21 protein-coding genes, 1 tRNA gene and 1 pseudogene are annotated in these 25,066 nt (G+C 68.8%); 5 read left to right on the forward strand and 18 right to left on the reverse strand.

The window, feature by feature from the left end; genetic code table 11:
- Positions 1-16: 16 nt before the first annotated feature.
- Positions 17-1,531, reverse strand: a complete 1,515-nt coding sequence (locus FCK90_RS05550) for a sodium/proline symporter (protein ID WP_181954208.1) — start codon at positions 1,529-1,531, stop codon at positions 17-19.
- Between the two features lie 200 nt (positions 1,532-1,731).
- On the opposite strand from FCK90_RS05550, the gene FCK90_RS05555 reads away from it, so the two are divergent.
- Positions 1,732-2,664: a LysR family transcriptional regulator gene (locus tag FCK90_RS05555; RefSeq protein ID WP_158033308.1), complete on the forward strand. Its 933-nt coding sequence runs from the start codon at positions 1,732-1,734 to the stop codon at positions 2,662-2,664.
- Between the two features lie 157 nt (positions 2,665-2,821).
- The gene (locus tag FCK90_RS05560) at positions 2,822-3,166 is read left to right on the forward strand and encodes a TfoX/Sxy family protein (protein WP_158033309.1); all 345 of its coding nucleotides are present in this window, start codon (positions 2,822-2,824) and stop codon (positions 3,164-3,166) included.
- Positions 3,167-3,177: 11 nt separating this feature from the next.
- Here the strand turns inward: FCK90_RS05560 and FCK90_RS05565 are convergent, their stop codons facing one another.
- A complete protein-coding gene (locus FCK90_RS05565) occupies positions 3,178-4,710 on the reverse strand; it encodes an HNH endonuclease signature motif containing protein (protein WP_158033310.1) in 1,533 nt (510 codons plus the stop codon).
- A 562-nt stretch (positions 4,711-5,272) separates the two neighbouring features.
- On the opposite strand from FCK90_RS05565, the gene FCK90_RS05570 reads away from it, so the two are divergent.
- Together FCK90_RS05570 and FCK90_RS05575 are read left to right on the forward strand one after the other, a co-directional pair.
- The gene (locus FCK90_RS05570; protein WP_158033311.1) at positions 5,273-6,949 is read left to right on the forward strand and encodes an ABC-F family ATP-binding cassette domain-containing protein; all 1,677 of its coding nucleotides are present in this window, start codon (positions 5,273-5,275) and stop codon (positions 6,947-6,949) included.
- A gap of 5 nt (positions 6,950-6,954) precedes the next feature.
- Positions 6,955-7,623, forward strand: coding sequence for a TetR/AcrR family transcriptional regulator (locus tag FCK90_RS05575; RefSeq protein ID WP_158033312.1), 669 nt, complete (start codon positions 6,955-6,957; stop codon positions 7,621-7,623).
- On the opposite strand, the gene FCK90_RS05580 is transcribed toward FCK90_RS05575, so the two are convergent.
- The 3 genes from FCK90_RS05580 to FCK90_RS05590 all read right to left on the reverse strand — a co-directional run bounded on the left by FCK90_RS05580 (position 7,602) and on the right by FCK90_RS05590 (position 10,991).
- The gene (locus FCK90_RS05580; RefSeq protein ID WP_158033313.1) at positions 7,602-8,264 is read right to left on the reverse strand and encodes an SRPBCC family protein; all 663 of its coding nucleotides are present in this window, start codon (positions 8,262-8,264) and stop codon (positions 7,602-7,604) included. The two genes, FCK90_RS05575 and FCK90_RS05580, sit on opposite strands and share 22 nt — an antisense overlap.
- Positions 8,257-8,652 (reverse strand): ArsR/SmtB family transcription factor, encoded by a 396-nt coding sequence (locus FCK90_RS05585; RefSeq protein ID WP_158033314.1) that lies wholly within the window; start codon positions 8,650-8,652, stop codon positions 8,257-8,259. Before FCK90_RS05585 ends, FCK90_RS05580 begins: the two co-directional genes overlap by 8 nt.
- A 119-nt stretch (positions 8,653-8,771) precedes the next feature.
- The gene (locus FCK90_RS05590; RefSeq protein WP_158033315.1) at positions 8,772-10,991 is read right to left on the reverse strand and encodes a glycoside hydrolase family 3 C-terminal domain-containing protein; all 2,220 of its coding nucleotides are present in this window, start codon (positions 10,989-10,991) and stop codon (positions 8,772-8,774) included.
- A gap of 467 nt (positions 10,992-11,458) precedes the next feature.
- Between FCK90_RS05590 and FCK90_RS05595 the strand changes: the two are divergent.
- A pseudogene (locus FCK90_RS05595) lies at positions 11,459-12,391 on the forward strand (MFS transporter); the annotation flags it as partial.
- Between the two features lie 293 nt (positions 12,392-12,684).
- On the opposite strand, the gene dhaM reads toward FCK90_RS05595, so the two are convergent.
- The 13 genes from dhaM to FCK90_RS05660 all read right to left on the reverse strand — a co-directional run bounded on the left by dhaM (position 12,685) and on the right by FCK90_RS05660 (position 25,064).
- On the reverse strand, positions 12,685-13,065 hold the full coding sequence (gene dhaM / locus FCK90_RS05600; protein ID WP_158033317.1) for a dihydroxyacetone kinase phosphoryl donor subunit DhaM: 381 nt from the start codon (positions 13,063-13,065) through the stop codon (positions 12,685-12,687).
- A 2-nt stretch (positions 13,066-13,067) separates the two neighbouring features.
- Complete coding sequence (gene dhaL / locus FCK90_RS05605) at positions 13,068-13,703, reverse strand: dihydroxyacetone kinase subunit DhaL (RefSeq protein WP_158033318.1); 636 nt, start codon at positions 13,701-13,703, stop codon at positions 13,068-13,070.
- Positions 13,704-14,702 carry a dihydroxyacetone kinase subunit DhaK gene (dhaK, locus tag FCK90_RS05610; protein ID WP_158033319.1) on the reverse strand — a complete coding sequence of 333 codons (999 nt, stop codon included), beginning with the start codon at positions 14,700-14,702 and terminating at the stop codon, positions 13,704-13,706.
- Positions 14,703-14,858: 156 nt separating this feature from the next.
- Positions 14,859-15,773, reverse strand: coding sequence for a polysaccharide lyase family protein (locus FCK90_RS05615; protein WP_158033320.1), 915 nt, complete (start codon positions 15,771-15,773; stop codon positions 14,859-14,861).
- A gap of 171 nt (positions 15,774-15,944) precedes the next feature.
- Positions 15,945-16,021, reverse strand: a tRNA-Leu gene (locus FCK90_RS05620).
- Between the two features lie 54 nt (positions 16,022-16,075).
- Positions 16,076-17,461 carry an NAD(P)/FAD-dependent oxidoreductase gene (locus FCK90_RS05625; RefSeq protein ID WP_158033321.1) on the reverse strand — a complete coding sequence of 462 codons (1,386 nt, stop codon included), beginning with the start codon at positions 17,459-17,461 and terminating at the stop codon, positions 16,076-16,078.
- A gap of 134 nt (positions 17,462-17,595) precedes the next feature.
- A complete protein-coding gene (locus FCK90_RS05630) occupies positions 17,596-19,134 on the reverse strand; it encodes a S8 family peptidase (RefSeq protein WP_220433282.1) in 1,539 nt (512 codons plus the stop codon).
- A 12-nt stretch (positions 19,135-19,146) separates the two neighbouring features.
- The gene (locus tag FCK90_RS05635; protein ID WP_158033322.1) at positions 19,147-20,109 is read right to left on the reverse strand and encodes a Ppx/GppA phosphatase family protein; all 963 of its coding nucleotides are present in this window, start codon (positions 20,107-20,109) and stop codon (positions 19,147-19,149) included.
- A gap of 67 nt (positions 20,110-20,176) precedes the next feature.
- Entirely contained in the window at positions 20,177-20,758 is a 582-nt protein-coding gene (locus FCK90_RS05640; RefSeq protein WP_158033323.1) for a DUF501 domain-containing protein, read from the reverse strand.
- Positions 20,759-20,767: 9 nt separating this feature from the next.
- Positions 20,768-21,337 (reverse strand): FtsB family cell division protein, encoded by a 570-nt coding sequence (locus tag FCK90_RS05645; protein WP_158033324.1) that lies wholly within the window; start codon positions 21,335-21,337, stop codon positions 20,768-20,770.
- Positions 21,338-21,542: 205 nt separating this feature from the next.
- Complete coding sequence (eno, locus tag FCK90_RS05650) at positions 21,543-22,823, reverse strand: phosphopyruvate hydratase (protein ID WP_158033325.1); 1,281 nt, start codon at positions 22,821-22,823, stop codon at positions 21,543-21,545.
- Between the two features lie 199 nt (positions 22,824-23,022).
- Positions 23,023-23,817: a MazG nucleotide pyrophosphohydrolase domain-containing protein gene (locus FCK90_RS05655; protein WP_246180022.1), complete on the reverse strand. Its 795-nt coding sequence runs from the start codon at positions 23,815-23,817 to the stop codon at positions 23,023-23,025.
- Positions 23,814-25,064, reverse strand: coding sequence for an adenosine deaminase (locus tag FCK90_RS05660; protein ID WP_158033326.1), 1,251 nt, complete (start codon positions 25,062-25,064; stop codon positions 23,814-23,816). Before FCK90_RS05660 ends, FCK90_RS05655 begins: the two co-directional genes overlap by 4 nt.
- Positions 25,065-25,066: the final 2 nt, after the last annotated feature.

Raw genomic sequence — 25,066 nt, forward strand, 5'->3', positions numbered from 1 at the left:
TCTGCGCCGTCGTCGTTCACGAGGTCTTGAGCAGGTCGAACTGGGCGGTGACGACTTCCTGCCGCTGCTTGGGACCGAGCCAGCTGCCCAGCCACAGGGCGAGCATCCCGGCGATGAATCCGGGGATGAGCTCGTAGAGGCCGATCGTGTCCACCATGCGGTAGATGATCACCGTGGAACCGCCGGCGATGATGCTCAGCAGGGCCCCGAACCAGGTGGCCTTACGCCAGTACAGCGCCGCGAACAGCGCCGGCCCGAAGCTCGCGCCGAATCCGGCCCAGGCGTATCCGACCAGGTCGAGAATGGTTCCGCCCTGCAGAGCCACGAACACTCCGATGCCGGTGCAGGCGAGGACGGCGATCCTGCTCAGCCAGACCAGGGTCTTAGCCGGGGCATCGCGGTTGATGAAGGCGCGGTAGAAGTCCTCCGTCAAGGTCGAGGAGGCGACGACCAGCTGGGAGTCCGCCGTGCTCATGACCGCGGAGAGCACGCCGGCCAGGAAGATGCCCGCCACCCAGCTGGGGAAGAGCTCGGCGACCAGCACCATATAGGCGTCCTCGGGGTTCTCCAGGCCGGGGCCGAAGATGCCGATGGCCGCGAAACCGACGACTCCCGCGCAGCCGAGGAGGGTGATGGAGAGGAACACGCCCAGGCGAGCGCCTCCGCGGGCGGACTCCGCGGTCCTCATCCCCATGAAGCGGGCGAGGATGTGCGGGGAGCCGAAATAGCCGAGCGCCCAGGCGAGCGCGGAGATCATGGCGATGAAGGGCACCGAGCTGGTCGTGACCCATTCGCCGCCCAGCAGTTCGACACCGGCGAACGGCGAACCGAGATCCGGGTTCTGAGCGCCCACGGTCTCCAGGAAGCTCCCCACTCCGCCGAGCTTCACGATGGCCGCGATGGAGACCGCCACCAGGCAGACCCACATCAGGACCCCCTGGACGACGTCGGTGTAGCTGCTGGCCAGGTAACCGCCGAGCGAGGAGTACACCATCACGACGACGGCCCCGATGATGGTGCCGACCACGACGGAACCGCCGAAGATCTGCTGGAAGATGACGCCGGTGGCGATGAAGGCGGAGCCGAGATAGATGATGTAGAAGATGATGATGAAGATCGCGGTCACGCTCCGCACCGAGTTGCTGCGGAAACGGTTGGCGAAGAAGCCGGGGAGCGTCACGGACTCCCCCGGGGCCGTCACGCGCCAGTCGCTGACCTTGGCCGAGTAGTCACGCAGGCGTCCGGCGAGGAGCTTCCAGCTGAGGTAGAAGCCGATCGTGAGGCCCACGATCAGCCAGATGTTGCGCATACCGCTGACGTAGAAGGCACCGGGCAGTCCGAAGAACACCCACTGGCTCGAGTCGGTCGCCTTGGCGCTCAGTGCCGTGACGAACGTTCCCAGGCGCCTGCCGCCGATGGCGAAGTCGCTCATGTCGTTGTTCTGGCGGTAGGCCCAGATCCCGATGGCCAGCACTGCGAGGAGATACAGGATGAAGACGATGCTCGTTGACGGGTCTGCTGTGTTCGTCATAGTGGTCTCCGTTGCTCTGCGTGCGCTGTCGTCGTTCGCGGTGATTCTCGGTAGAACGACCCAGCCGATGAGCATCAACTGTATGAATGCCTCCCCTCCCCGGATACCGGCAGGGAATAAGACTTGGGCAGGCTGAGCACCAGCTCTGCTTATGCTCTGGCCGGAGCGGACCGCCGTCGTCCGCGGCGTAGACTCGCGTCGTGGCTGTCGACATCAGAACCCTGCGGACGATGCGGGCGGTGATGCAGACCGGCTCGTTCGCGGCCGCGGGCCGGGAACTCGGCTATACGGCCTCGGCCGTCTCCCAGCAGATGGCCGGACTCGAACAGGCGCTCGGGATCCAGCTCTTCGAGCGGAGAGCGAGCCGCGTGGTGCCGACGGAGGCGGCCCAGTACCTGCTGCAGCGTTCCGAGGAAGTCTTCGAGCTCCTCGACCAGGTCGAGGTCGACATCGCCCGTCTCGGTGCTGGGCAGGCCGGGCGCCTGCGTGTCGGCACCTTCAACTCGGCCGGCGGATCGATTCTCGGACAGGCCATCGCCCGCTTCCTGATCAGGCGACGCGACGTCGAGATCACCCTCGACGAGGGAGAACCGTACGAGCTCTTCCCCCGGGTGTCCGACGGCAGCCTGGACGTCGCCCTCGGTTTCCAGTACGAACTCGTACCGCCCGCCTTCCCCGCGAACCTGCGGCTGACCAATGTGCTGACCGAAGAGCTCTTCGTGGTCGCCCCCAAGAAGCACCGGCTGGCGCGGAAGGACTCGGTGGATCTCAGCGATCTGCAATCCGAGACATGGGTGGCGCACCGGGAGGAGACGCCCTCCCATCGGTGCCTGCTGGCGCTGTGCGAACAGCACCGGTTCACACCGGACATCGCATTCCGCAGCAACAATCTGGGCACGGTGCTGGGGATCGTCGAAGCCGGGCTCGCCGTCGCCATGGTTCCGCGGATCTCGCTCACGGATCCCCACGAGGACATGGCCGTCCTCCCGATCTCCGGCCGGCTTCCGCGGCGTCAGATCGTAGCGGCGATCCGCGAAGGCCACGTGAACCCTCTGTCGGAGGCCTTCCTGGCGGCACTGCGTCAGGTGGCTGCCAAGACCTTGGACAAATCCGGTCATCGCAGCCTTGGATGACCATATTGGCGAGCCGAAGCCCTGGTGTTCTCCTGGCCGTTGATCGACGATGGATCTGAATGCAGATCCGGCGTATCGGATCGCACGGCCTGAGGGAGTGCATCATGAAGCAGGACACGGCCTATCACATCGTTCGGGTCTGGCACGGGGTCCCGTGATGGCCGCGCAAACGCTCCTGGTCCAACGTCTCCGCGAGCTCCTCGCGGACGAGCCGGTAACGCGCGAGGTCTCGATGTTCGGGGGGCGGTCCTTCATGGTCAACGAGAAGATGGTCGCCAGCGCCCTCAAGGGCGCCAACCTGCTGGTCCGGGTCCCCGCGGAACGCCACGAGGCCCTGCTCGAGGAGCCGGGAGCCGCCCAGGCGGAGATGGGCGCCGGGCGGGACATGGGGCCCGGCTGGATCGAGGTCGCCTCGGCGTCGATCAGCGACGACGACGCACTGGCGTTCTGGATCGACGTCGCCTTGGAGCACAACCGGGCCGTGACCGGTAGCGACGACTGAGCGCGCTGGGTTCAGAAGGGCGGTGGCAGATCTGCCCGTGCCTGGACGCGGCCGGATATCTTCACCGGTGACCGCGGCTCCAGCCAGCGGGTCGTCACCGGTGTTGCCGCCCCGGGAACGCTGCGGCGCACGACACCTGTCGGGGAGACCCACTCGAGCACGCCGGGAGAACGTTCACCGGCTGGGATCCGGCCGGTCTCGACGGCGGGATTCACGTGGCGGACCGCCCAGGACCCCAACGCCCCGGCGCTGTGCTTGACCCGGTGGTGGTGCCTGCACAAATGCTCCAGGTTTCCCGCATCGGTGGTGCCGCCGTTCTCCCAGGCCACCGTATGGTCGATGTCGCAGCCGGCGGCCTGGCGACGACAGCCGGGGAACCGGCAGGTCTCGTCCCTGACGGCGAGCAGGCGGCGCAGTCCCGCCGGCACCGGATAGGTGCTCCGGCCGTAACACGTGATCACGCCGGTGTCCGGGTCGGTGAGCACACGCTTCCAGCTCGGAGCCCCTGCGGCAATACGCAGGGCGTCCTCGACGGCGATCGGCCCGTATCCGACCAGGTGTGCTGGCTGGTCGCCGTAGCCGGGGTCTTCAATGCCTCCAGCCAACGCTTCATCGAGATCCGGGTCATGAGCGAGGACGCCGGTAGCCGGGACCATGATCGAGACCTGTCCTCTGATCCCGCGAGCGATGCCCGAGGATTCGGGCAGCTCACCGTCGAGCAGCAGATCGGCCAGTACATCGGCCCGCTTCTCACCCATCGAACGATGCTCCTCCATCCAGATGCCAGAGCCCGGACGGTCCTGGAGGTCTGGGTCGGAATGCCGATCCAGCTGTTGCCCTTCTCCTGGTGCGGCGTCGTCGAGGGTGCCGGCCAGGTGACGGATCCTGGCGCCGATCGCCGTGGCTGTCGGGGCATCCAGCAGGGCCGTCAGATACGCCAGCCCGTCGTCGTCCGGGGACACCCACACATCACGTCGGCGCCTGGCCGCGTTGCAGGCCCGCTGAGCCGCCGCGGCTCCGAGCCCGGCACGGCGCCGACGGGCGTAGTTGGACAGCTGTGCCGTGGTGACATGCGGGGCCCGGGCGAGAAGGTCTTCTACCAGGACGGTGGCCTTGTGCTCCAGATCCGCAGCCTCCTCCTGGGCCCTCTCCAAAACGTCTCCGGTCAAGGTCCGTAGAGCACGGCGAGTGGGGGCCTGCTCCGTCAGGGCTTGCCAATGAGCGAGGATCACTCGTGCCTGTCCCCAGGTGATCTCGCCGTCTTCCAAGGCGGCCAGGGCTACGGGGAGGTCACCGGCGAAAATGAGGGCCTCGGCGACGGTGGCCCTGGCGGTGCCGGCCGGCAGCATCAAGGCCACCGAGATCTCCGCGGCGACATCACGCAGGACCAGGTCCGACGATCCTTGAGCCAGCGTCGCAGCCGGCTCCTGCTGAGCCTGTTCCCCATGGCGGGCCCTGGCCTCCTCGTAGAGGCCTGCGATCAGCCGGAGCAGGCGGCCCCGGGCGGAGGCCTCCGCTCTGACCATCTGCTGGATCCCGGCCACCAGCTGCTCCGCCGGGGCTCCGTTCAGATACGTCAGTTCCGGTGGAGGAGAGTCACGATGAACGCCGTCGTGATGGGCCTGATCGCGAGAGAGGCGACCCCGGCTCGCGTTTCCACGAACCCCCGCACCGTAAGGCCCTCCCCCGCTCTGCTCCCCAGCAGCGGAAGGCTGATCGTCGAATGGGTCGAACCCCATCCCACCTGCCCCGTCCATAACTCAAGACTCCCACAGGGGTCAGACAGCACAAGGCGATTCAGACCCAGGCCGGCGGGGCGGAGAACATGGAATCTCACGCCCCTTGGAGGCAACGCCATCGTCCCCACCATCCGGTTCGCTCCCGGCAAGGAATCCGCGCGCTCACCCCTGACCCGCGGTTTCCTCGACGTCGCCGGCCGCTACGGCACCCGTGTACTCGTGGTCGGGGAATCAGTCCCGCTGCAGTCGCCGGGGAAGCCCGGGCGCCCGATACGCGGTGATCGGACCATGCCCTCGCCCGCAAGGCGGAATCGCCGGGCGAGAGAGGGCTTCTCTTTATTTATCACAGCTGTGATAATTTCGTTCCATGGCTTATCTCGACGTCGCCTCCGTGACCTACGCACTTCCAGACGGGCGTCCGCTGTTGGACGACCTGTCCCTCACCGTCGGCGCGGGAGAGCGCGTCGCGCTGATCGGCGCCAACGGGACGGGAAAGAGCACACTGCTGCGGATCATCACGAAGGAGGTCACCCCCGAACGGGGCGCCGTCGCCTGCACGGGAACGCTGGGGGTGATGAGGCAGTTCGTCGCCGGTGGGACCGTCCACGAACTGCTGCTGTCAGTCGCCTCTTCGGCGATCCGCCGGGCGGCCGAACACCTCTCGCGCTCCGAAAGGACCATGGCCGAGCAGGGCAGCACCGAATCGCAGATGGCCTTCGCCTCCGCGGTCACCGCGTGGGGCGACGCGGGAGGTTATGACACGGAAGTGATGTGGGATGCCTGCACGGTCGCCGCACTCGGACTGCCGTTCGAACAATGCCGCGGCCGGCCGCTCTCGGCGCTATCGGGCGGTGAGCAGAAACGGCTCGCGCTGGAAGCCCTGTTGCGGGGACCGGCAGACCTGCTCCTGCTGGACGAACCGGACAACTCCCTCGACGTGCCGGGAAAACAATGGCTCGAGGACCGGCTCCGGGCCAGCGACAAGGGCATCCTCTACGTCAGCCACGACCGCGAGCTCCTGGCCCGGACCGCGACGACGATCGTGACCCTGGAACGCGGCGCCGCGGGCAACCGCGCGTGGACGCACCCCGGAGGCTTCGATTCCTATCACGAGGCGCGCCGACGGCGTTTCGAGCGTCTGGAGGAACTGCGCCGTCGCTGGGACGAGGACCATGCGAAGCTGCGCGCCCTCACGCAGATGTACAAGCAGAAGGCCGCCTACAACTCCGACATGGCCTCCCGCTACCGGGCGGCGCAGACGCGCCTGGCCAGATTCGAACGGGAGGGGCCGCCCGAGGAACGGCCTCGTGAACAGCGCCTGACGATGCGCCTGCGGGGCGGGCGCACAGGCAAGCGTGCCCTCGTCTGCGCCCGGCTCGAGCTCACGGGCCTGATGCGTCCCTTCGATTTGGAGGCCCGGTACGGCGACCGGATCGCGATCCTCGGATCGAACGGTTCCGGGAAGTCGCATTTCCTCCGGCTGATCGCCGCCGGTGGCAGCGACCCGGAGCACGAGCGCGCATCCACCACGGGCGACATCGTGATCGAGCCCGTCCCCCATACGGGGACGGCGACCCTGGGCGCCCGCGTGAGCCCCGGGTGGTTCGTGCAGAACCGCGCACGCCCGGATCTGTCAGGGCGCACTCTCCTGGAGATCCTGCACCGAGGTGACGACCACCGGAACGGATTGGCAGAGGACGAGGCCTCCCGTGCCCTCGCACGATACGAACTCGTGCAAGCCGCCGAGCAGACATTCGACTCGCTCTCGGGAGGACAACAGGCCAGGCTTCAGATCCTGCTCCTCGAACTCAGCGGCGCGACCATGCTGCTCCTGGACGAGCCTACCGACAATCTCGATATCATCTCCGCCGAGGCCCTGCAGCACGCACTGGATGCGTACAGCGGAACCGTGATCGCCGTGACGCACGATCGCTGGTTCGCCCGTGACTTCGACCGGTTCGTCGTCTTCGGAGCCGACGGCAACGTCCGCGAGACCGCGCAGCCGGCATGGGACGAGAGCCGCGTCGAGCGAGAGAGGAGCTGAAGGGCATGCCTGCACGGATCGATCCCGCCCGCAGAAGGCAGCAAGTGGTGGAGGCGGCGTTCCGCCTGGTCGTGGCCGAAGGCATCGAGGGCCTGACCCTCAGGAGGGTCGCCGACGCATCGCACCTGAATATCGGCTCGGTCCGACACTACTTCGACGGCCATCAGGACCTGCTCGCGGCCGCGGCCCAGGAGGCCGGCGATCGTATGGGGCGCAGGCTGGCCAGGCACCCTCTCGAGCATCTGGACGGACTCGACGGCGAGGCCGCCGTCGACGCCCTGCAGGCACTGGTCGAGGAGGTACTGCCCGTTGACGAGGACCGGCGGGGCGAGGCCATCGTGGTGGTCGAGCTGATCATGGCCTCCCGCACCCGGCCCGTCTTCCAGGCGATGGCCGCACGCATGGCCTCGGACCTCTCGATGGTGGCCCATGACGCGCTGGCGACACTGGGCGTATCCGACCCCCGGATGCGCGCAGCCCAGCTCACAGCCACCATCGGCGGCCTCACCCTCGACGCCGTGACCCCGCACGGGGCGCTGACCGTCGGCCAGCTGCGCGCGACCCTGCGCGCACAGCTGCGGATGCTGCTCGGATCAGCCGGCATCGAAGGAGATCGCGGGGCACCGGTAGACCAGCCGGAGACCCGCTCCGATCAGTGCTCCTCGCCGCGATAGAAGGCGGTGGTGCGCAGTTCGGCGGCGCGTGCGTCCTCCTCGGGGGTTCCCGCATCGACGGAGGCCCGGGCCCACCGGTGGCTGGAGCCGGCCACGAACTCCCTGGCCTGGGGCGAGGTCTCCCAGCCCGAGGACTCGGGCGGCTTGGAGGCCCCGGTGGAGATGTGCAGGGCCAGCCCCAGCAGACCCAGCTCCCAGCCCACGCCCGTGGCGCCCGGACCGTAAGTTGCCCAGAAGTCGTTCGGGGTGTCCGCGCGGTGGACGAGAGTGAGCCGTGCACCCTCTTCCGCACCGGTTACGGCCTCCACGCTGACCTCGATGCGGGAGACCGCTCCGCCGAACTCCCAGGTGGCGGCGAAATGCCGCGGGGGCTCGCAGCTCTCGACGGTGCCACCCGCATTGCCCTCCACCTGGTATCGGCCGCCGAGCTTCAGGTCGCCCGTGACCGGGGCGAACCACCGCGGCAGTCTCTCGGCATTGGTGCAGGCATCCCAGAGGTCATCGACGGTGGTCGCGTAGACCTGGCTGAGGCTGGACTGGACACGCGCGACCTCCTCCTTCTGCTCGATGGTCAGCCCGCGCTCGACGGCGTCGAGCTGTCCGGCGATATCGACGGGCAGCTCCCCGGTCTCGTCACTCATCTCTGTCTCCCTCTCCTGGTACCGGTGCTTCCGGTACTCCCGGTGCGTTTCGCTCCTGCTCCATGCGCCGCTCTCGACGCCCGCGAGCGATCTCGGTGTCCAGTGCCGCGAACTTGGGCACCCAGAACCGCCGGAAGGCCGCGATCCACTGGTCCGCCTCCTGCAGGGGTGCAGGGTCGACCGAATAGAGCCGCCTGGCCCCCTGGGGGCGAACGGTGGCGAACCCGCTGTCGCGCAGCACCTTCAGATGCTGGGACACAGCGGGCTGACTGATGCCGAACTCCCCTCCGACGATGTCCGAGAGCTCGCCGGCGGAACGTTCCCCGCTCGCCATGAGCTCCAGGATCCTTCTCCTGACGGGGTCCCCCAGGATGTCGAGTGCGTGCATGGCTCCATAGTTTCAGCTGTCGCTTATATAAGTCAATACTGAAGCTATCGATGCCGGGGCGCACAGAGAACCGCCCCCGGATCGGTACCGATCCGGGGGCGGTCAAGGACGGGCGTCCGTCAGGACTGCTGCGCCTTCTCGACGATCTTCACCATCTCCGTGCGCGGGAGCGGGAAGCCGTCCATCCTGCCCACGGGGAAGTTGGCCAGCATCTTGAGCATGCCTGCGTCGTCATCGCCCATGCTCTCGTCCAGCGCGGCCTGCAGAAGAGGGCCGGCATTGGGATCGGCCAGGACCTCGTCGAACGAGGACTCCAGGGTGATCGGCAGCTGGACCCGGTCACCGTCGATCTGCACCGTGGCGGACGTGCGCAGATCGCGACTGGAGGCCCCGACCTCGACCGTGTAGGTCCCGCTCTCGACGATCCAGCTGTCGACGCGGATGTCCCAGTAGGCCAGTTCCGCCCGGCTGAGGGTGAGGGTGACCTCCTTGGTCTCGTTCGGCTCCAGGGCGACGCTCCGGAACGCCTTGAGCTCGCGCGGCGGGCGCTGCACGGAGGAGCCGGGCAAGGAGGTGTAGGCCTGCACGACTTCGCGGCCGGCCACGGCACCGGTGTTGGTCACCGTGACCGTCACGACGACGTCGCCGTCCGCGTCCACCGAGGCCGAGGCGTCGCCGATGTCGAAAGTCGTGTAGGACAGGCCGTGGCCGAAGGGGAACCGGACATCCAGGCCCTTGGCGTCGTACCAGCGGTAACCGACCAGCAGCCCCTCGCCATAACGGGCGTGCCCGTTCTCACCGGGGAAGTTGCCGAAGGCAGGGGTATCGCTCAGGCGCAGCGGAATCGTCTCGGCGAGCTTGCCGGAGGGGTTGAGCACCCCGTAGAGGACGTCGGCCGTGCCACCGCCACCGGCCTGGCCGAGCAGCCAGCCCTCCAGGATCGCGGGCACCCGGTCGGCGAACGGGAGGTCGACGCCACCTCCATTGGAGAGAGTGACGACGACGTTGGGGTTGACCTCGAGCACCGCATCGAGGAGCTCCAGCTGAGCGGCGGGGAGGTCGATGTGCTCGCGGTCGTAGCCCTCCGACTCCTCGTGGGCGGGAACGCCCAGGAAGACCACGACCTTCTCCGCCTCGCCGGCGATGGCCACGGCCTCGGCCCGCAGAGCCTCGGCGTCCCCGGAGCCGTCGACCGTGTAGCCCTGGGCGAAGGCCACCTCGCCGTCGGCCAGGGCGCGGATCTCCTCCAGCCCCGTGTCGAGGCGGGTGGGGTTGATCTGGGACGAGCCGGCACCCTGGTAGCGCGGCGTCTCGGCGAACGTCCCGACCACCGCCACCTTCGTGCCACTGCTGAGCGGCAGGAAGCCATCGTCGTTCTTGAGCAGCACGATCGAACGGCCCGCGACCTCGCGGGCGAGGGTGTGATGCGCCTCGACGTCGAGGGGTCCGTCGACGGCCGGGCGGGTCAGGGACCTGCCGACGAGGTCGAGCACCCGCTGGACCACGGCGTCGAGCTCGGCCTCCTCGAGCTCACCGGCGCGAACCGCGGCCACGATCTCGGCGGGCGTGCGCCCGTTGCTGGAGGGCATCTCCAGGTCGAGACCGGCGCGAACACCGGCCACCCGGTTGGACACGGCTCCCCAGTCGGAGACGACGAGGCCCTCGAAGCCCCAGTCGTCCCGCAGCACCTCGGTCAGCAGGAAGGGATCCTCCGATGCGAGGACGCCGTTGACCCGGTTGTAGGAGCACATCACCGTCCAGGGCTGGGCGCTCTTGACGACTCGCTCGAAGCCCCGCAGGTAGATCTCGCGCAGCGGCCGGGGGTCGACGTCGCTGGAGACCCGGAGGCGGTCGGTCTCCTGGTTGTTGGCGGCGAAGTGCTTCAGCGACGAGCCCACGCCCTTGGACTGGATGCCCTGGACCAGGCCGGCCCCCATCGCCCCGGCGACGATCGGATCCTCCGACATGTATTCGAAGTTGCGGCCGCACAGGGGCGAGCGCTTGATGTTGATCCCGGGGCCGAGGATGACGGCGACGTCCTCGATGGCCGACTCGGTCCCCAGCGCCTCACCGACCCGTTCCGCCAGATCGGGGTCGAACGTGGCGCTGAGCCCGACGGCCGGAGGGAAGCAGGTGGCCGGGACGCTGGCCGAGAGCCCCAGGTGATCCGATCCGCCCGACTGCTTGCGCAGGCCGTGCGGCCCGTCGGTCATCATGATGGACGGGACACCGGCTCGCTCGACGCTCGCCGTGGTCCAGAAGTCGGCGCCGCTGGTCAGAGCGGCCTTCTCCTCGAGAGTGAGGTCGGAGACGTTCGGCAGTTGAGGCGATTCAGACATGGAAACTCCCGGAGGATGGACGGCGTCATTGCCGCATCCCAGGACGGGTGCGGTGCGAGAAACCGTAGCCGTTTGGATTTTGATCGACAAGGGCTTGCGAGCGGGCTACCAGCGGGTTACGCGTACCTTAACGAAACCTGAATCCTGCCTCTTGTGCTGAAAACCTAAACGGACTAGGTTTTCCTCGCATGAGGCGCAGTGTGGCGTCCGACACATTCGGATCCGTCATTCCCGCCGATCCCAAGATTGGCCATAGGAGGCAGGGATGACGTCAGTAAGTGGGTCAGCCGCTGGCAACCCTTCGGGGATGACCATGGCGGGCGAGGTGGTCCGTGAGCACCACTGGTTCAAGGAACCGACCGACCCGGCACCCAAGTCGTATATGTTCGCGCTGGTCATAGCGCAGTTCCTTCTTCGTCGCCCTGCTCGGTCCGGCGATCATCGGCGTCAGCCTGAAGATCGTCACGATCGTCGAGGACGTCGGGGTCGCCCGTGAGAACGCCGTCGCCGTCGTCGCCGGTGTGGGAGCCGCGGGCGCCCTCATCGCCAACGTCGTCTTCGGCCGGCTCTCGGACCGCACCACCTCGAAGCTCGGCCGCCGCCGGCCGTGGATCGTGGGCGGCACCCTGGGCATGAGCCTGGGCCTGATCATCATGGCGCTCGCACCGAACGTCGCCATGACCGCGGGCGGCTGGTTCATCGCGCAGCTGGGTGCCAACGCCACCCTGGCGCCGTTCATCGCGACCATCTCCGACCAGGTCCCGAAGTTCCAGCGCGGCGGCGTCTCGGCCCTGCTCGGCATGGCCCAGAACGTCGGCATCCTCGGCGGCACCTGGGTCGCGGAGCTGTTCCAGTCGAACATGTTCGTGATGCTCGTGGTCCCGTCCTTCGTGGCGATCGCGGCCATGCTGTTCTTCGCCTTCGTCCTCAAGGACCAGGTGCTGCCGGCCAAGCCGCCGTCCATGACCCTCAAGGAATGGGCGCAGACCTTCTGGGTGAGCCCCCTCAAGTACCCCGACTACGCCTTCGCGTGGTGGTCGCGGTTCCTGATCACGATGGCCTCGTTCATGTTCAGCACCTACCGGTTCTTCTTCCTGAACCGGCAGGTGGGCGTCCCCGAGGAGAACGTCGCCGGCGTCATCACGACCAGCGTGCTGATCTACACGGTCTGCCTGGTGGTCACCGCCTGGTTCGCGGGCAAGCTCTCGGACAAGCTCCAGCGGCGCAAGATCTTCGTCATCCTGTCGACCGTCCTGTACGCCGTCGGCACGGTCATGCTCGCCCACACCCACTCGGTGGACATGTTCTACCTGGTCGAGGCGGTGCTCGGTATCGCCTACGGCGTCTACATCGGCGTCGATCTCGCCCTGGTGGTCGACGTCCTCCCGAACCCGGACGATGCGGGCAAGGACCTGGGCGTGTTCAACATCGCCAACGCCCTGCCCCAGACGCTCTCGCCGATCCTCGCCGATCCTCGTCGGCTTCATCGTCGCCTGGACGGCGGTGACGGTAGACGGCCAAGAAGTCGCGAACTATCAACCGTTGCTGTATATCGCAGGCGCTCTAGCACTCATAGACGCAGCGGTGATCATACCCATCAAGAAAGTCAAGTAGCGCCAGGAAGGGGCGGGACGACGTTCGGATACGTCGTCCCGCCCCTTCCCTGTGCCCGCTCCCCTGCCGCTCCGTCAGGTCACCTGAACAGCTCCCGGGCCCGGGCCGCCTCGGCGACGGCGTCGAGGTCGCGACCGATCTGCGCGGCGACCGCGGCCGAGACCGCTCCCTCGACCAGCGGGCCCGGACAGAAGCGGACGTTGTCGTCGTCCATCACCTCCAGGATGGACTTCACGGTCATGTCGGCCGAGCCCAGGTCGGTCAACAGCGCCACCTGGTGGCCGAGCCCGGTGAGCTCCTCGACGGCGGCGTAGATCGCATCGAACGAGGTCCCGATGCCGCCGTCGTCGGTGCCGCGCGCAGCACGGAATTCCACGTCCCGACCCATCTGACTGGCGAGTTCGACCACTCCCTCGGCCAGCTTGGCCGAGTGCGAGACGACGACGAACGCAACCGACATGGTCAGCCCCTCGATTCTGCGGCATCCGCCGCGGTGGCGAGCAGGTAGGCGGTCGAGGTGGCCCCCGGGTCCTGATGCCCGATGGAGCGCTCGCCGAGGTACGAGGCGCGTCCCTTGGTCGCCTCCAGCGGGACCGTCGCGGCGGCCCCCGCCTCGGCCGAATCGGCGGCGGCGCGCAGCACCTCGGCGGGACTCCGGCCCGCGTCCGCGGCGGCCTGAGCCGCCTCGGTCGCAGGCGACCAGGCGTCCACCATGGTCTTCTCCCCTGTGGTCGCCTTGCCCCGGGCCACGACTCCCTCGAGCGCGGCAGCGCAGACGGCAACCACACCGGCGGCGTCCAGGTCGCCTTCGGTCGCCTTGGCGGCGCGCATGAAGGCGGTCCCGTAGAGCGGACCGGCCGCGCCGCCGACCTTCGACATCAGGGCCTGCGCCACCACTTTGAACACCCCGGTGACATCATCGGGCGGCGTGGCCCCGATCCGCTCCACGACGGCCGTGAAGCCACGGGCCATGTTCTCACCGTGGTCGCCGTCGCCGATCGCACGGTCGAGATCGTTGAGTTCCGCACGGTGCTCGGTGAGCGCGGCGGACGCGCGGCGCATCCATTCCAGGGCCCATTCCACGTCCAGGTTCGACATTCAGACTCCTCTTCTCAGAGCGACGGTGTTGACGGGTGCATCCCATAGCTCGGTGAGCTCGTCGTCGAGCACCAGAACCGTGATCGAGCATCCCTGCATCTCCAGCGAGGTGATGTAGTTGCCCACCAGCGAGCGGGCCACGGTCAGGCCCGCCTGCTCGAGGCGCTCCCGGGCGTGCCGGTAGACGATGTACAGCTCGGACTCGGGGGTGCCGCCCATGCCGTTGACGAACAGCAGCACGGACCCGGAGTCGACCTCGAGGTCGGCCAGGATCGGGTCGAGCAGCCGGTCTGTGATCTCATCGGCGCCGGCCATCGGGATCCGGTGCCGCCCAGGCTCGCCGTGGATGCCGATGCCGATCTCGATCTCGTCCTCGCCGAGGTCGAAGGACGGCTTGCCGGCGTGCGGTACGGTGCAGGCGGTCAGCGCGACGCCCATCGAACGCACCTGGCCGATCACCTTCTCTGCGACCGCGGTCACCGCGTCCAGATCGTCCCCGCGCTCGGCGGCGGCACCGGCGATCTTCTCCACCAGCACGGTACCGCCGACGCCCCGGCGCCCGGCCGTGAAGGTGGAGTCCTCGACGGCGACGTCGTCGTTGACCACGACGGACCGGACCGTGATCTCCTCCAGTTCGGCCATTTCCGCCGCGGTCTCGAAGTTGAGCACGTCGCCGGTGTAGTTCTTCACGATGTGCAGCACCCCGGCACCGCCGTCGACCGCTTTGGTCGCCTCCAGGATCGGGTCCGGCGTGGGCGAGGTGAAGACCGGCCCCGGCACGGCGGCGTCGAGCATGCCCAGGCCGACGAATCCCGCGTGCAGCGGTTCATGGCCCGAGCCACCCCCGGAGACCACCCCGACCTTGCCCTGCACGGGGGCATCGGCCCGGACGACGTAGTCGGGGTCGAGGTGCACGGTGACCAGATCGGCGTGGGCCGAGGAGAATCCCTCAAGCGTCTCGGTGACGACGTTCGCCGGATCGTTGATCAGCTTCTTCATGGAGCACTCCTTGTTCGTGCGGCCCGCGGACGCCCTCGGCCGCCGGCGGCGTCGGCTGTGACGCACCTCCAACTCTGCCGTGTAACCGCGCCGCACGAAAGGGGTCCGTGAACTTACGGGCAACACCTGGGAAGCGTGAATCGTCAGCGTCGAGAGTCAGCGCAGAGGGTCGGCGGCGTCAAAGCTGCGCGCGATGCGATGCGAGGCGAAGAATGCCTCATAGGGCCTGCTGCCGTACACGCCGATGCGCGAGAACGAGGCCGGTACGGATGCGTCCCGGTACCACCCGTCGGTAACGCCGGGACGCATGACGTCCAGGGTCGCCTGGTTCTCGCCGTTGATCTGAACCTCCTGCCATTGCCCATCGGTGTTGATCCACATCTCCACCCAGCCGCCGTTGCTCTCGTATGCGTACTTGTACGCCTGGATCACGCCCACCCAGCGCCCGGTGGGCACCCGCACGGTGTCGCCGAGCAGTTGCGGGTCATCGCCCATCCGTAGCATGAGCCCGCCCTCGGGATGCCGCACCAGCATGAGGCCCAGAAGCGAGGCGCCATTGGCCGGTGGACCGTAGCCACCGGTGAACACCGTGATCCAGGTGTCCTGTTCGAAGTCGTCGTCCAGGACATAGATGGAGAACCCGTTGAAGTACACGTCGTTGTCGTTACCGTGCGCGGCCGCCTTGATGATCGGCTCGGTTTCGACCATGGATCGCGGGAACTCGTTGCCCAGGGTCAATCCCGGCTGGGACGTGAACCGGACTACCTGCCGTCCGCCGCCCACGGGGTCGGGGACCAGGTGGTAGCCCAGGCCCTCCCTGTTGTCATCCGGTATCAGCTTGGCGTAGCCGCTCAGGCCGCGCTCGTTGATGTCGGCATCGAAGATCCGATCCGCGGCGAGGTCCTCGCCGGTCGGTTCGTCCTCGAGCCACTCGGGAATCCGGGTGGCGACTCCCACCGCGGCAGCGGTCGCGATCACGCCGGCGGCGGTCATGATCACCCGGCGCCGTGTCAGGCCACCGCGCCGTTGCTCACCGGACTCGGGATCGGTACTTCCAGGACTCTCCCCCACGTGGTGCTCCTACTAGTTCTAGTCGTTGGTCTGCAACCGAGGCGAGATACGCGAGCCGGACTGCAAGGAGGCCACCGGCGCCCTCTCGTCCACCGCGTCGCCCGGGAATGGAACGTCCAGGCCGATGTCCCCGGAATCGGCCGTCGCTAAAGAGTCGCACACCATGATTTATGGTGCCCCCAGCGGGACTCGAACCCGCACTGAGCGGATTTTAAGTCCGCTGCCTCTGCCAATTGGGCTATGGGGGCATGGGTCAGCCCCTCCCCGAATTCCGGTGAAGGGGCTGACCGATGGCAAGAAGATCAGAGCTTGATCTTGGTGCGCACCACTTCCTGGCCGGTGGCGCTCTGGAAGTTCAGGCGGGGGTCACGGACGTGACGGATCGGGGCGGTGTTGCGCCCGAAGATCATGTTGAGACCCCATTCGGTGAACACGCGTGCCTTGTGCTCGATCGTGGGAATGGCGGCGCCGTGGTACAGGCGGTGCATGGCCCACGCCGGGAACCCCTGGAACTCGATGCCCTTGATGTTGGCCACGCCCTTGTTGAGGCCGAAGCCCGCGACGGCCCCGATGTTCTCGTGGTAGTAGTCCTGCAGTTCCCTGCCCTCGCGAGCGGCCAGGATGTTCCTGGCCAGGACCTTGGCCTGGCGGACCGCGTGCTGGGCATTGGGAACGCAGAAGCCGCCCACGCCGCCGCCGGAGAGGTCCGGCACCGCGGCGTTGTCGCCGGCGGTCCAGGCCTTCTCGAGCGGGCCGTCGTCGCCGGTGATACGCAGATCGGCACCCGCGCGAACACGGCCGCGCTCGTCCAGCGGGAAGTCCGAGTTCTTGGCCAGCGGGTTGGCCGCCACGCCGGCGGTCCAGATCAGGGTGTCGGCGTCCATCTCACCGGCGGGGGACTTGTCCTGCATGTTCATCAGCTTGAGGTGGTTGTCCTCCGCCGAGGCCAGGGAGGTGTTCAGCAGCACCTCGATGCCGCGGGAGCGCAGGTGCGCCACGACCTTCTCGGCACGTTCCTTGGAGACCTCGGGCATGATGCGTCCCATGGCCTCGATCATCACGAAGCGAAGGTCGGAGACCTTCAGGCGAGGATCGCGTTCGACGGCCACACGGGCCATGTCCTCGAGCTCTGCGATGGTCTCGACGCCGGCGAATCCGCCGCCCACGACGGCGAAGGTCAAGGCACGGCGCCGCAGCTCCTCGTCCGTGGACTGGGATGCGGTATTGATGCGCTCGAGCACCCAGTTGCGGACGGCGACGGCCTCTTCGATGGACTTCATGCCGATAGCGGACTCGCCCAGGCCCGCGATGGGGAAGGCGCGGGTCACGGAGCCACCGGAGACGACGATCTCGTCGTACGGGATATCCAGGACAGGACCATCGGCGATGGTCTGCACAGTGGCGACCCGGTTGGCGTGATCGATCCCGGTCACGCGGCCCGAGACCAGCTCGCTGTCGCTCAGGTACTGCTGGTGGGCGACCACCGCGGAACGCGCCTCAATGCTGCCCGCTGCCACCTCCGGAAGGAAAGGCAGGTACATCATGTACGGGTTGGGGTCCACGACGGTCACGATTCCGCCGGATTCCTTGATCCGCTTCTGTAGTTGCTGCGCCACGGTGAAGCCTACGTAGCCACCGCCGACGATAAGGATCCGGTTCCGGCCCTTGGCCAAAAAAGTGTCAACCATGCGCACGAGTCTAAACGCTGTCCGGACAAGACCGCGCGCATCACCGGCGAACTTCTCCGCTTGTTTCTGCTCAGCCCGTCACGGATCGATGTGTTTCGGACCGAATGCGCGGCGAGCCCGGCGGAGTAAGGGTCTCAGGAGCCCTTGGAGTTCTTCCCGCCGCGCAGCAGCCAGCGGATATGCCAGGCAGCCGCTCCGGTGATGCCCGCGACCAGCACCCCGAAGCCGGCCAGGATGAACACCGGCAGAGCGCCCGTCGAGTTCAGCGGCGCCACGGGTTCGGGCGGGAGGGCCTCGGCGGTCACCTCCGAGGTCAGGGCCGATGCGCTGGCCGAGGGCGTGGCGGTCGGCGTGGAATCGTGACGACGGTGGATCTGGATCCACTCGGCCATGGATCCCAGGGGCCCGTCGCCCTCCATGGGCGCCATGTCCTGGGTGACGGCGGCCTCCACGTCCAGGATGCCGTAGCCGTACAGCGGGTCGCGTCCGCTGGCGCCGACGTCCCGTGCCGAGGCGGTGATCCGGTGGGCCACCTCCTGGGCCGAGAGGTCCGGGTACTTCTCCATGATCAGCGCCGCGGTGCCGGAGACGATCGGGGCCGCCGCCGACGTGCCCGCCCACTCGCCGTAGCCGCCGCCCGGTACCGCGCCCACCAGATCCTCCGACGGAGCCGCAACGGCGATCGAGATCCCCTGCGACGACGACTCCCACCCGGCCTGGTCGTTGCGGTCGACGCCGCCCACCGTCAGCACGCTCGGGATCGTGGCCGGAGCGCCCACCTGCGTGATGCCGTTGCCGCGGTTGCCCGCGGCGGCCACGACCAGGACGTCGTTCTCCTCGGCGTACTCGAAGGCGGAGTCCCAGGACTCGGGCCAGGTCTGATCCGGGGAGCCGACCGACATGTTGATGATGTCCGCGTCGTTGTCCACCGCCCAGCGCACGGCGTCGGGGATCTGCTGATCGGTCGACCGCACTCCCTCGCGGTCCGTGCCGAGCCAGGTGGAGACGGGCAGGATCTCGGCACCCGGTGCGACGCCGATGACACCTGTACCGCCTCCCGGCTCACCGCTGGCAGGGCTGCCGTGCCCTCGTCCGGCCGCCACGGAGGCCACCATGGTTCCGTGGGGCGGTTCCGCGCCCAGGCCTTCCTGCCCGTCGGACGCCCCGACGCCGGAGACGTCCGTTCCGGTGCCCACGGCACCCTCGAGGTCGGGATGGCCGCCGTCCACGCCGGTGTCGATCACCGCGATCTTCACGCCCTCGCCGGTCGCCTCGTCCCAGGCACCGCGGACACCGTATTCGTCCAGCCAGTACTCCCCCGCCCGGGCCTGCTGCGCGCTGATCGCCGGAGGTGAGCTCAGGTCCGGGACGTCCGTGGGATCCGTGATCGGCACGGACGGCGCCGGGCCGTCCGGTGCCGGCTGCCGGTTCAGCTGGGCCCCGGCGTTGGTCGCGTTCGCCGGAGTGGCCAGTCCGGTCCGGCCGTCGGCATCGACGACGACGGCCGTCACCGCGCCTCCGGCCACCAGGGCGCCGGCGATCCCGATCCCCAGGACGCGCCGGCCCGCTCGCCTGGCAGGCCCGGCGGGACGCCCGTCATGATGCGGCGCCCCGTCCCACGGGGTGCCCGGCTGGTCGGGGACTTGCTGGTGGCCTGGGGCGTTTGTCGGCATCTGGTATCCGCTTCAGCGATCGGTCAGGGACAGGGCGATTCCGTCCAAAATATCGTGCTCGCTGGTGGTCACGGAGTTCACCCGCCCGGATGTCGCCTCCATGACACGTTCGACGATCCTGCGCCAGATCAGCGCTCCCCCGCCGATGACGTCCACCCGTCCCGGATGCATGTACGGCAGCGCGGCGCGCTGTTCGCGTGTCATCCCGGTGAGCTCACGGCACGCCCGTCCGACGTCCTCCGCGCTCAGCACGCTGCCGTTGAGGCGTTCTGCGTCGTAGGTCTCCAGGCCCAGGGCCCGTGCGGTGATGGTGGTCACGGACCCGGCCACTCCCACGAGGCTGCGTGCCTGCGCCAATGGCACGGTCTGCAGGACCTTGTCGATGGCGCGGTCCACGTCGGTCAGGACGGCGGCCTGCTGCGTCTGCGACGGCGGGTTGGAGCCGAGGTGGCGTTCCGTCATCCGCACGCAGCCCACGTCGACGCTGCGGGCGGCGACGATCCCCTCGGAGGAGCCCAGGACGAACTCCGTGGAGCCGCCACCGAGGTCCACCACCAGGACCCGGTCCTCGGCGTCCGCGGCAGGGGCGACGAGGGAGGCCCCCGCGAAGGACAGGGCCGCCTCCTCCTGCCCGGAGATCACCTCGGGCTCCACCCCGAGACGTCGCTGGATGCCGTCGACGAACACGTGCCGGTTGCCCGCGTCGCGCGTGGCCGAAGTGGCCACGAACCGTACCGCGTCCACGTGGTGCTCGCCGAGCAGCCCGGCGTAGTCCTCCGTGGCCGCGAACGTGCGTTCCAGGGCGTCCTGGGCCAGCCAGCCGGTGGCGTCCACCCCCTGCCCCAGGCGCACGATGGTATTCAGCCGCACGACGTCGGTCAGGGTGGTGCCGTCTCCCCACGAGCCGTCGCGGCCCACATCGGCGATGAGAAGGCGGATCGAGTTGGTTCCGCAGTCGATGGCGCCAACGCGCATGATCAGGTCCTTCCTCAGGGGGATCCCGGCCGGCCCGCGGCCGGCCGGCGGTGGTTCCGCTCCAGACTCAAGCCCCGCGCCAGGCGGGGTCGCAGTGGCAGGTCTCGGTGTCCCAGGTCTGCGAGATCAGCTCCAGGGTCTCGTCCCCCAGGCGGTTCACTCCCGCACCGGCGGAGAGGGAGTGCCCGGCCAGGACGTGGAGGCACTTGACCCGCGTGGGCATGCCCCCGGCCGAGATGCCGTCGATCTCCGGGACCGGGCCGGTGCCGGACTTCAGCCGGATGCGCTCGCGTTCCGCCAGGAAGTCCTGGTGGGAGCGCCGGTAGGAGGCGGCGAGATCCTCGTCCGTGCTCAGCCGGTCGGTCATCTCGTACATCTTCCCCTCGGCCTCCAGGCGGGAGACCGCGGCCGTGATGACGGGGTGCGCCAGGTAGAAGACGGTGGGGAACGGCGAGCCGTTCGACAGTCGCGGCGCGGTGGCGGCCACCAGGGGATTGCCGCAGACGCAGCGGGCCGGGATCTCGACGACGTCGCGCACCTGCCGACCCAGCTGACGGGACAGCACCTGCAGGTCCAGGTCGCTGGGATCCAGCGTGTCGGCGGTCGAATGCAGGCCGCGCGCGGTGCGCTCCTGGGGGGATTCAGTCACGTGGGTTCCTCATGGGGCGGCGGGATCGGTGGTGGCGTCCGCGCCCGGTTCGCTGGTTTCGGTCGGCTGGGCTGCGTCCCCCAGCTGGGGGAAGTTCTCGGCTTGGCTGGGCGATGTCCGCTGCTCCGGCCACCCGGAGTCCAGGACGGAGCCCCACAGGGCATCCGCCCAGGCGGGACGGTCGGCCTCCTCCTGCACCGCCGACGATTCGGGGGCCTCGTCGCCCAGGCTGTCGGCCCCCACCACCAGGTAGGAGCGTTCCCCCGGTTCGACCATCAGGAGACGGTTGCGGGCCTGCTGCCGGACGTAGGCGGGGTCGTCCCACAGGGAGACCTCGTGCTGGAGATCGTCGCGGGCGGTCTGGTTCTCCGAGATGCTCTGTTCCAGGGAACGGATCTCCGCCCGCTGATCGAGGTAGATCTTGGTCGTCGGCGCCGCGAGGAAGACCATGAGCAGCACCGTGGCGATCAGCAGCAGCATGCGCCGTCGTGCACCGAATCCGCGGGCCAGGGCCGCAGCCGAGAACGGTTCGTGGGCGCCCTGGTCCGTCCGCTCGTCGTGAGAGTCGCGCTGGGGCACCTGGTCACTCCTGCTGGTCGTCGTCCGCCCGGGCGAGCGGACGTTCACATGGTCCGGGACGCGACCACGACTGCGAGGTCATGGATCCGGGATCGCTGCGCAACCGCGTCCGATGCGAGAGTCTAATGGCCCGGCCTCCATGCCGGGTCCGAAAACACCGTGGCCGCCCGGGAGCCCCGGGCGGCCACGACGAGTCTCAGCGCTGTCAGGCGGTGAAGCGCGGGAAGGCGGAGGCCCCCGCGTACACGGCGGACTCGCCCAGGGCTTCCTCGATGCGCAGGAGCTGGTTGTACTTGGCCACGCGCTCCGAGCGAGCCGGCGCGCCGGTCTTGATCTGGCCGGCGTTGGTGGCCACCGCGATGTCCGCGATGGTCGTGTCCTCGGTCTCACCCGAGCGGTGCGAGACCATGCAGCGGAAGCTGCTGGTCTGGGCCAGGGTGATGGCCTCGAGGGTCTCGGTCAGCGAGCCGATCTGGTTGACCTTGACCAGCAGGGCGTTGGCGACGTCCTCGCGGATGCCCCGGGCCAGGAACTCGGGGTTGGTCACGAACAGGTCGTCGCCCACCAGCTGGACCTTCTGACCGACCGAGGCGGTGAGCTTGGCCCAGCCCTCCCAGTCGTTCTCGTCCAGCGGGTCCTCGATGGAGACCAGCGGGTAGTCGGCGACCAGCTGCTCGTAGTAGGCGGCCATGTCCTCGGCCGACTTCTGCTCGCCTTCGAAGGTGTAGGAGCCGTTCTCGAAGAACTCCGAGGAGGCGACGTCCAGGGCCAGGGCGATGTCCTTGCCCGGCTCGTAGCCCGCCTTCTGGATGGCTTCGAGGATCAGGTCCAGCGCCGCCCGGTTGGACTCGAGGTTCGGCGCGAAGCCGCCCTCGTCGCCCAGGCCGGTGTTCAGGCCGCGGTCCTTGAGCACGGACTTCAGCGCGTGGTAGACCTCGGCGCCCGAGCGCAGGGCCTCGGAGAAGGTCGAGGCACCGATCGGGGCGATCATGAACTCCTGGATGTCCACGTTGGAGTCGGCGTGGGAGCCGCCGTTCAGGATGTTCATCATCGGAACGGGCAGGACGTGCGCGTTGGGGCCACCCAGGTACTTGTAGAGCGGCAGCTCGGCTTCGTCGGCGGAGGCGCGGGCCACGGCGAGGGAGACGCCCAGGATGGCGTTGGCGCCCAGCTTGCCCTTGTTGGGGGTGCCGTCGAGCTCGAGCATGGTGCGGTCGATCAGGCGCTGATCGGTGGACTCCAGGCCGATGACGGCCTCCGAGATCTCCTCGTTGACGGCCTCGACCGCGCCCAGGACGCCCTTGCCGAGGTAGACGGACTTATCGCCGTCGCGACGCTCGACCGCCTCGTGCTCACCGGTGGAGGCGCCCGAGGGAACCGCTGCGCGGCCGAAGGAGCCGTCCTCCAGGCGCACCTCGCATTCGACGGTCGGGTTACCACGGGAATCCAGGATCTGGCGGGCGTGAACATCGATGATCATTGCCATGGGACGTGCTCCTCTACTGGTACGTCGGCTCAATATATCCGCCCCGAGAGATCGGCGGGCGCGAGGCTTGAGCACGCGTTGAACCGCCGCCTCCGCTTGAACGGGGTGGCCTGGGTCTCAGCCTAGCGACCGGAGGCCCCCGTCACAGCATTGTTGCCTGCCGTTCGCTGGGAGGTGAGGGATCCCACACGCCGCCGGCTCATCGGGCGCTCTCCCGTTCCCGGTCGCCGGCCCATCGGCGGGCCGTGGCACGCAGGGCGCGTTCGGGGTCGAGCCCTGCGACGGAGGCCTGCCGGACCAGGTGGAAGAGGCGTTCGCCGAGCTCCTCCTCGCTCGCCGGGGCTCCCGGCTCGGACCCGGATTCCGGTATCCCGCCCGGCTGCTCTCCGCCGGGTGCGGGCTCGAGGCCGTGGCGGCGGGCCTTGGCCAGGATCTTCTCCGCGTACTGCAGCGCCGGGAGCCCGGGCGGCACGCCGTCGAACGGGCCCTTCCGCTCGGGTTTCTCCTGCTTCTTGAGCTCCTCCCACCGGGAGTGCAGCGCCTCCTCGGAAGCCTGCGTTCCCAGGGTGTCGCGGTACTCGGCCGCGAAGACCTGGGGATGACGCCGGATCAGCTTGGCGGTGACCGCCTCGAGGATGTCGGAGACCGTGAACCCGCCGTCCTGCTCGCGGCGCTCCTGGGCCACCCGGGCGTGGAAGACCACCTGGAGCAGGAGGTCGCCGAGCTCCTCGACCAGCTCCTGCCGGTGGGCCGCCGGACCGCCGTCCGACTCGATGGCCTCGATGACCTCGTAGGACTCCTCGATCAGGTACTTCACGAGGGACTCGTGGGTCTGCCGGGCGTCCCAGGCGCAGCCGCCCGGCGAACGGAGCCGGTCCATGACCTCGAGCAGCCCGGTGAATCCCCGGGCCGCCGACTCCGGGTCGAGCGGCTGGACAGCCGAGGTGGCGGGCGGGTCGGCCGGGGCGCCGGCCGACGGGGCCGCCCCGTTCACTGCCCGGCCCCGTCCTCCGCGGCCAGCAGGTCGCCCAGGCCCAGCTGCGCGCCCGCGGCGCGCAGGGCGTCGAACTCCTCGGTGATCCGCGCCTCGAGCATCACGCGGTGGTCCAGGGGCGCGAAGGCCGCCTGGGCGCCGTTGCGCTGCAGCGTCTCGACGTCGTCCAGGGTCAGGCCGTGCAGGTTGACCAGGCGGCCCAGTTCGGCGGAGATGTCCGTTCCGGAGATCAGCCGGTTGTCGGGTCCGATCACCACGCGGAAACCGGCACGGTGCAGGAACCCCACGGGATGCTGGGCGGTACCGGGGCCCAGGACCCTCACCAGGTTGGACGGCGGATCCCACCGGGGGGTCGCGTGCGTCTGGCGGTTGGACTCGGGGCAGATCTCCAGGGCGATGGAGCGGTCGCGGACCCAGGTGGCCACCGGACCCATGTCGATGGTGACATCGCCATCGGGAGCATCCGTCAGGGTGATGTCCTCGGCGATCCGCACGCCGTGCCCGAGCCGCAGAGCCCTACCGTTGACGACGGCGTCCCGGATCGAGTCGACCCCGTCAGCCTCCCCTGCGTGAAGGGTCACGGGGATCAGGTTCTCGGCCAGCAGGTCCAGTGCGGCCCGGTGCGATGAGACCGGGTAACCGGCTTCCGGGCCGGCCAGGTCGAAGCCGAGGATCCCGCCGGCGCTGACGGGATCGTAGCGGGTCACCACCAGGCGGGCGATCTCCTCGGAACGGTCGTTCTGGCGCATGGCGCACAGCAGCTGCCCCACGGAGATCTCGTAGCCCTCCGTGGCGGCGGCCTCCACCCCCGCGGCCAGCCCCTCCTGGACGGCCTCGACGGCCCCTTCCAGGGTGAGGCCCCGGCGCACATGCAGCTCCGGCGCCCAGCGGACCTCGGCGTGGATCACGCCGTCGTCGACGTAGTCCTCCACGGCCTCCCGGGCGACCCGGCGCAGCGCGTCCGCGGTCTGCAGCACGGCCAGCGTGTGCTCGAAGGTCTCCAGGTAGGACACGAGAGACCCGGAGTCACCCGCGCGGGTCATCCATCGGGCCAGCTCGGCGCCGGTCGAGGCGGGCAGGTCATGTCCGGCCAGGGCGGCCAGCTCCACCACCGTGTCCGGCCGGAGACTGCCGTCCAGGTGATCGTGCAGGCTGATCTTGGGCAGGGCGCGCAGGACCCCGCCGGAGGCACCGGCGGGGTCCTGGCTCCCGGTCCCGTGGTCCAGGGAAGTCGGGATATCCGTCATGG

This window comes from Kocuria coralli (assembly GCF_008831305.1).
Classification (GTDB): domain Bacteria; phylum Actinomycetota; class Actinomycetes; order Actinomycetales; family Micrococcaceae; genus Kocuria; species Kocuria coralli.

Excerpts from the sequence above, each read along its gene's own strand:
- FCK90_RS05550 (WP_181954208.1), bottom strand. The coding sequence starts at position 1,531 with ATGACGAACACAGCAGACCCGTCAACGAGCATCGTCTTCATCCTGTAT.
- FCK90_RS05560 (WP_158033309.1), top strand. The coding sequence starts at position 2,822 with ATGGCCGCGCAAACGCTCCTGGTCCAACGTCTCCGCGAGCTCCTCGCG.
- FCK90_RS05570 (WP_158033311.1), top strand. The coding sequence starts at position 5,273 with ATGGCTTATCTCGACGTCGCCTCCGTGACCTACGCACTTCCAGACGGG.
- FCK90_RS05575 (WP_158033312.1), top strand. The coding sequence starts at position 6,955 with ATGCCTGCACGGATCGATCCCGCCCGCAGAAGGCAGCAAGTGGTGGAG.
- FCK90_RS05580 (WP_158033313.1), bottom strand. The coding sequence starts at position 8,264 with ATGAGTGACGAGACCGGGGAGCTGCCCGTCGATATCGCCGGACAGCTC.
- FCK90_RS05585 (WP_158033314.1), bottom strand. The coding sequence starts at position 8,652 with ATGCACGCACTCGACATCCTGGGGGACCCCGTCAGGAGAAGGATCCTG.
- FCK90_RS05590 (WP_158033315.1), bottom strand. The coding sequence starts at position 10,991 with ATGTCTGAATCGCCTCAACTGCCGAACGTCTCCGACCTCACTCTCGAG.
- dhaM (WP_158033317.1), bottom strand. The coding sequence starts at position 13,065 with ATGTCGGTTGCGTTCGTCGTCGTCTCGCACTCGGCCAAGCTGGCCGAG.
- dhaL (WP_158033318.1), bottom strand. The coding sequence starts at position 13,703 with ATGTCGAACCTGGACGTGGAATGGGCCCTGGAATGGATGCGCCGCGCG.
- dhaK (WP_158033319.1), bottom strand. The coding sequence starts at position 14,702 with ATGAAGAAGCTGATCAACGATCCGGCGAACGTCGTCACCGAGACGCTT.
- FCK90_RS05625 (WP_158033321.1), bottom strand. The coding sequence starts at position 17,461 with ATGGTTGACACTTTTTTGGCCAAGGGCCGGAACCGGATCCTTATCGTC.
- FCK90_RS05630 (WP_220433282.1), bottom strand. The coding sequence starts at position 19,134 with ATGCCGACAAACGCCCCAGGCCACCAGCAAGTCCCCGACCAGCCGGGC.
- FCK90_RS05635 (WP_158033322.1), bottom strand. The coding sequence starts at position 20,109 with ATGCGCGTTGGCGCCATCGACTGCGGAACCAACTCGATCCGCCTTCTC.
- eno (WP_158033325.1), bottom strand. The coding sequence starts at position 22,823 with ATGGCAATGATCATCGATGTTCACGCCCGCCAGATCCTGGATTCCCGT.
- FCK90_RS05660 (WP_158033326.1), bottom strand. The coding sequence starts at position 25,064 with ATGACGGATATCCCGACTTCCCTGGACCACGGGACCGGGAGCCAGGAC.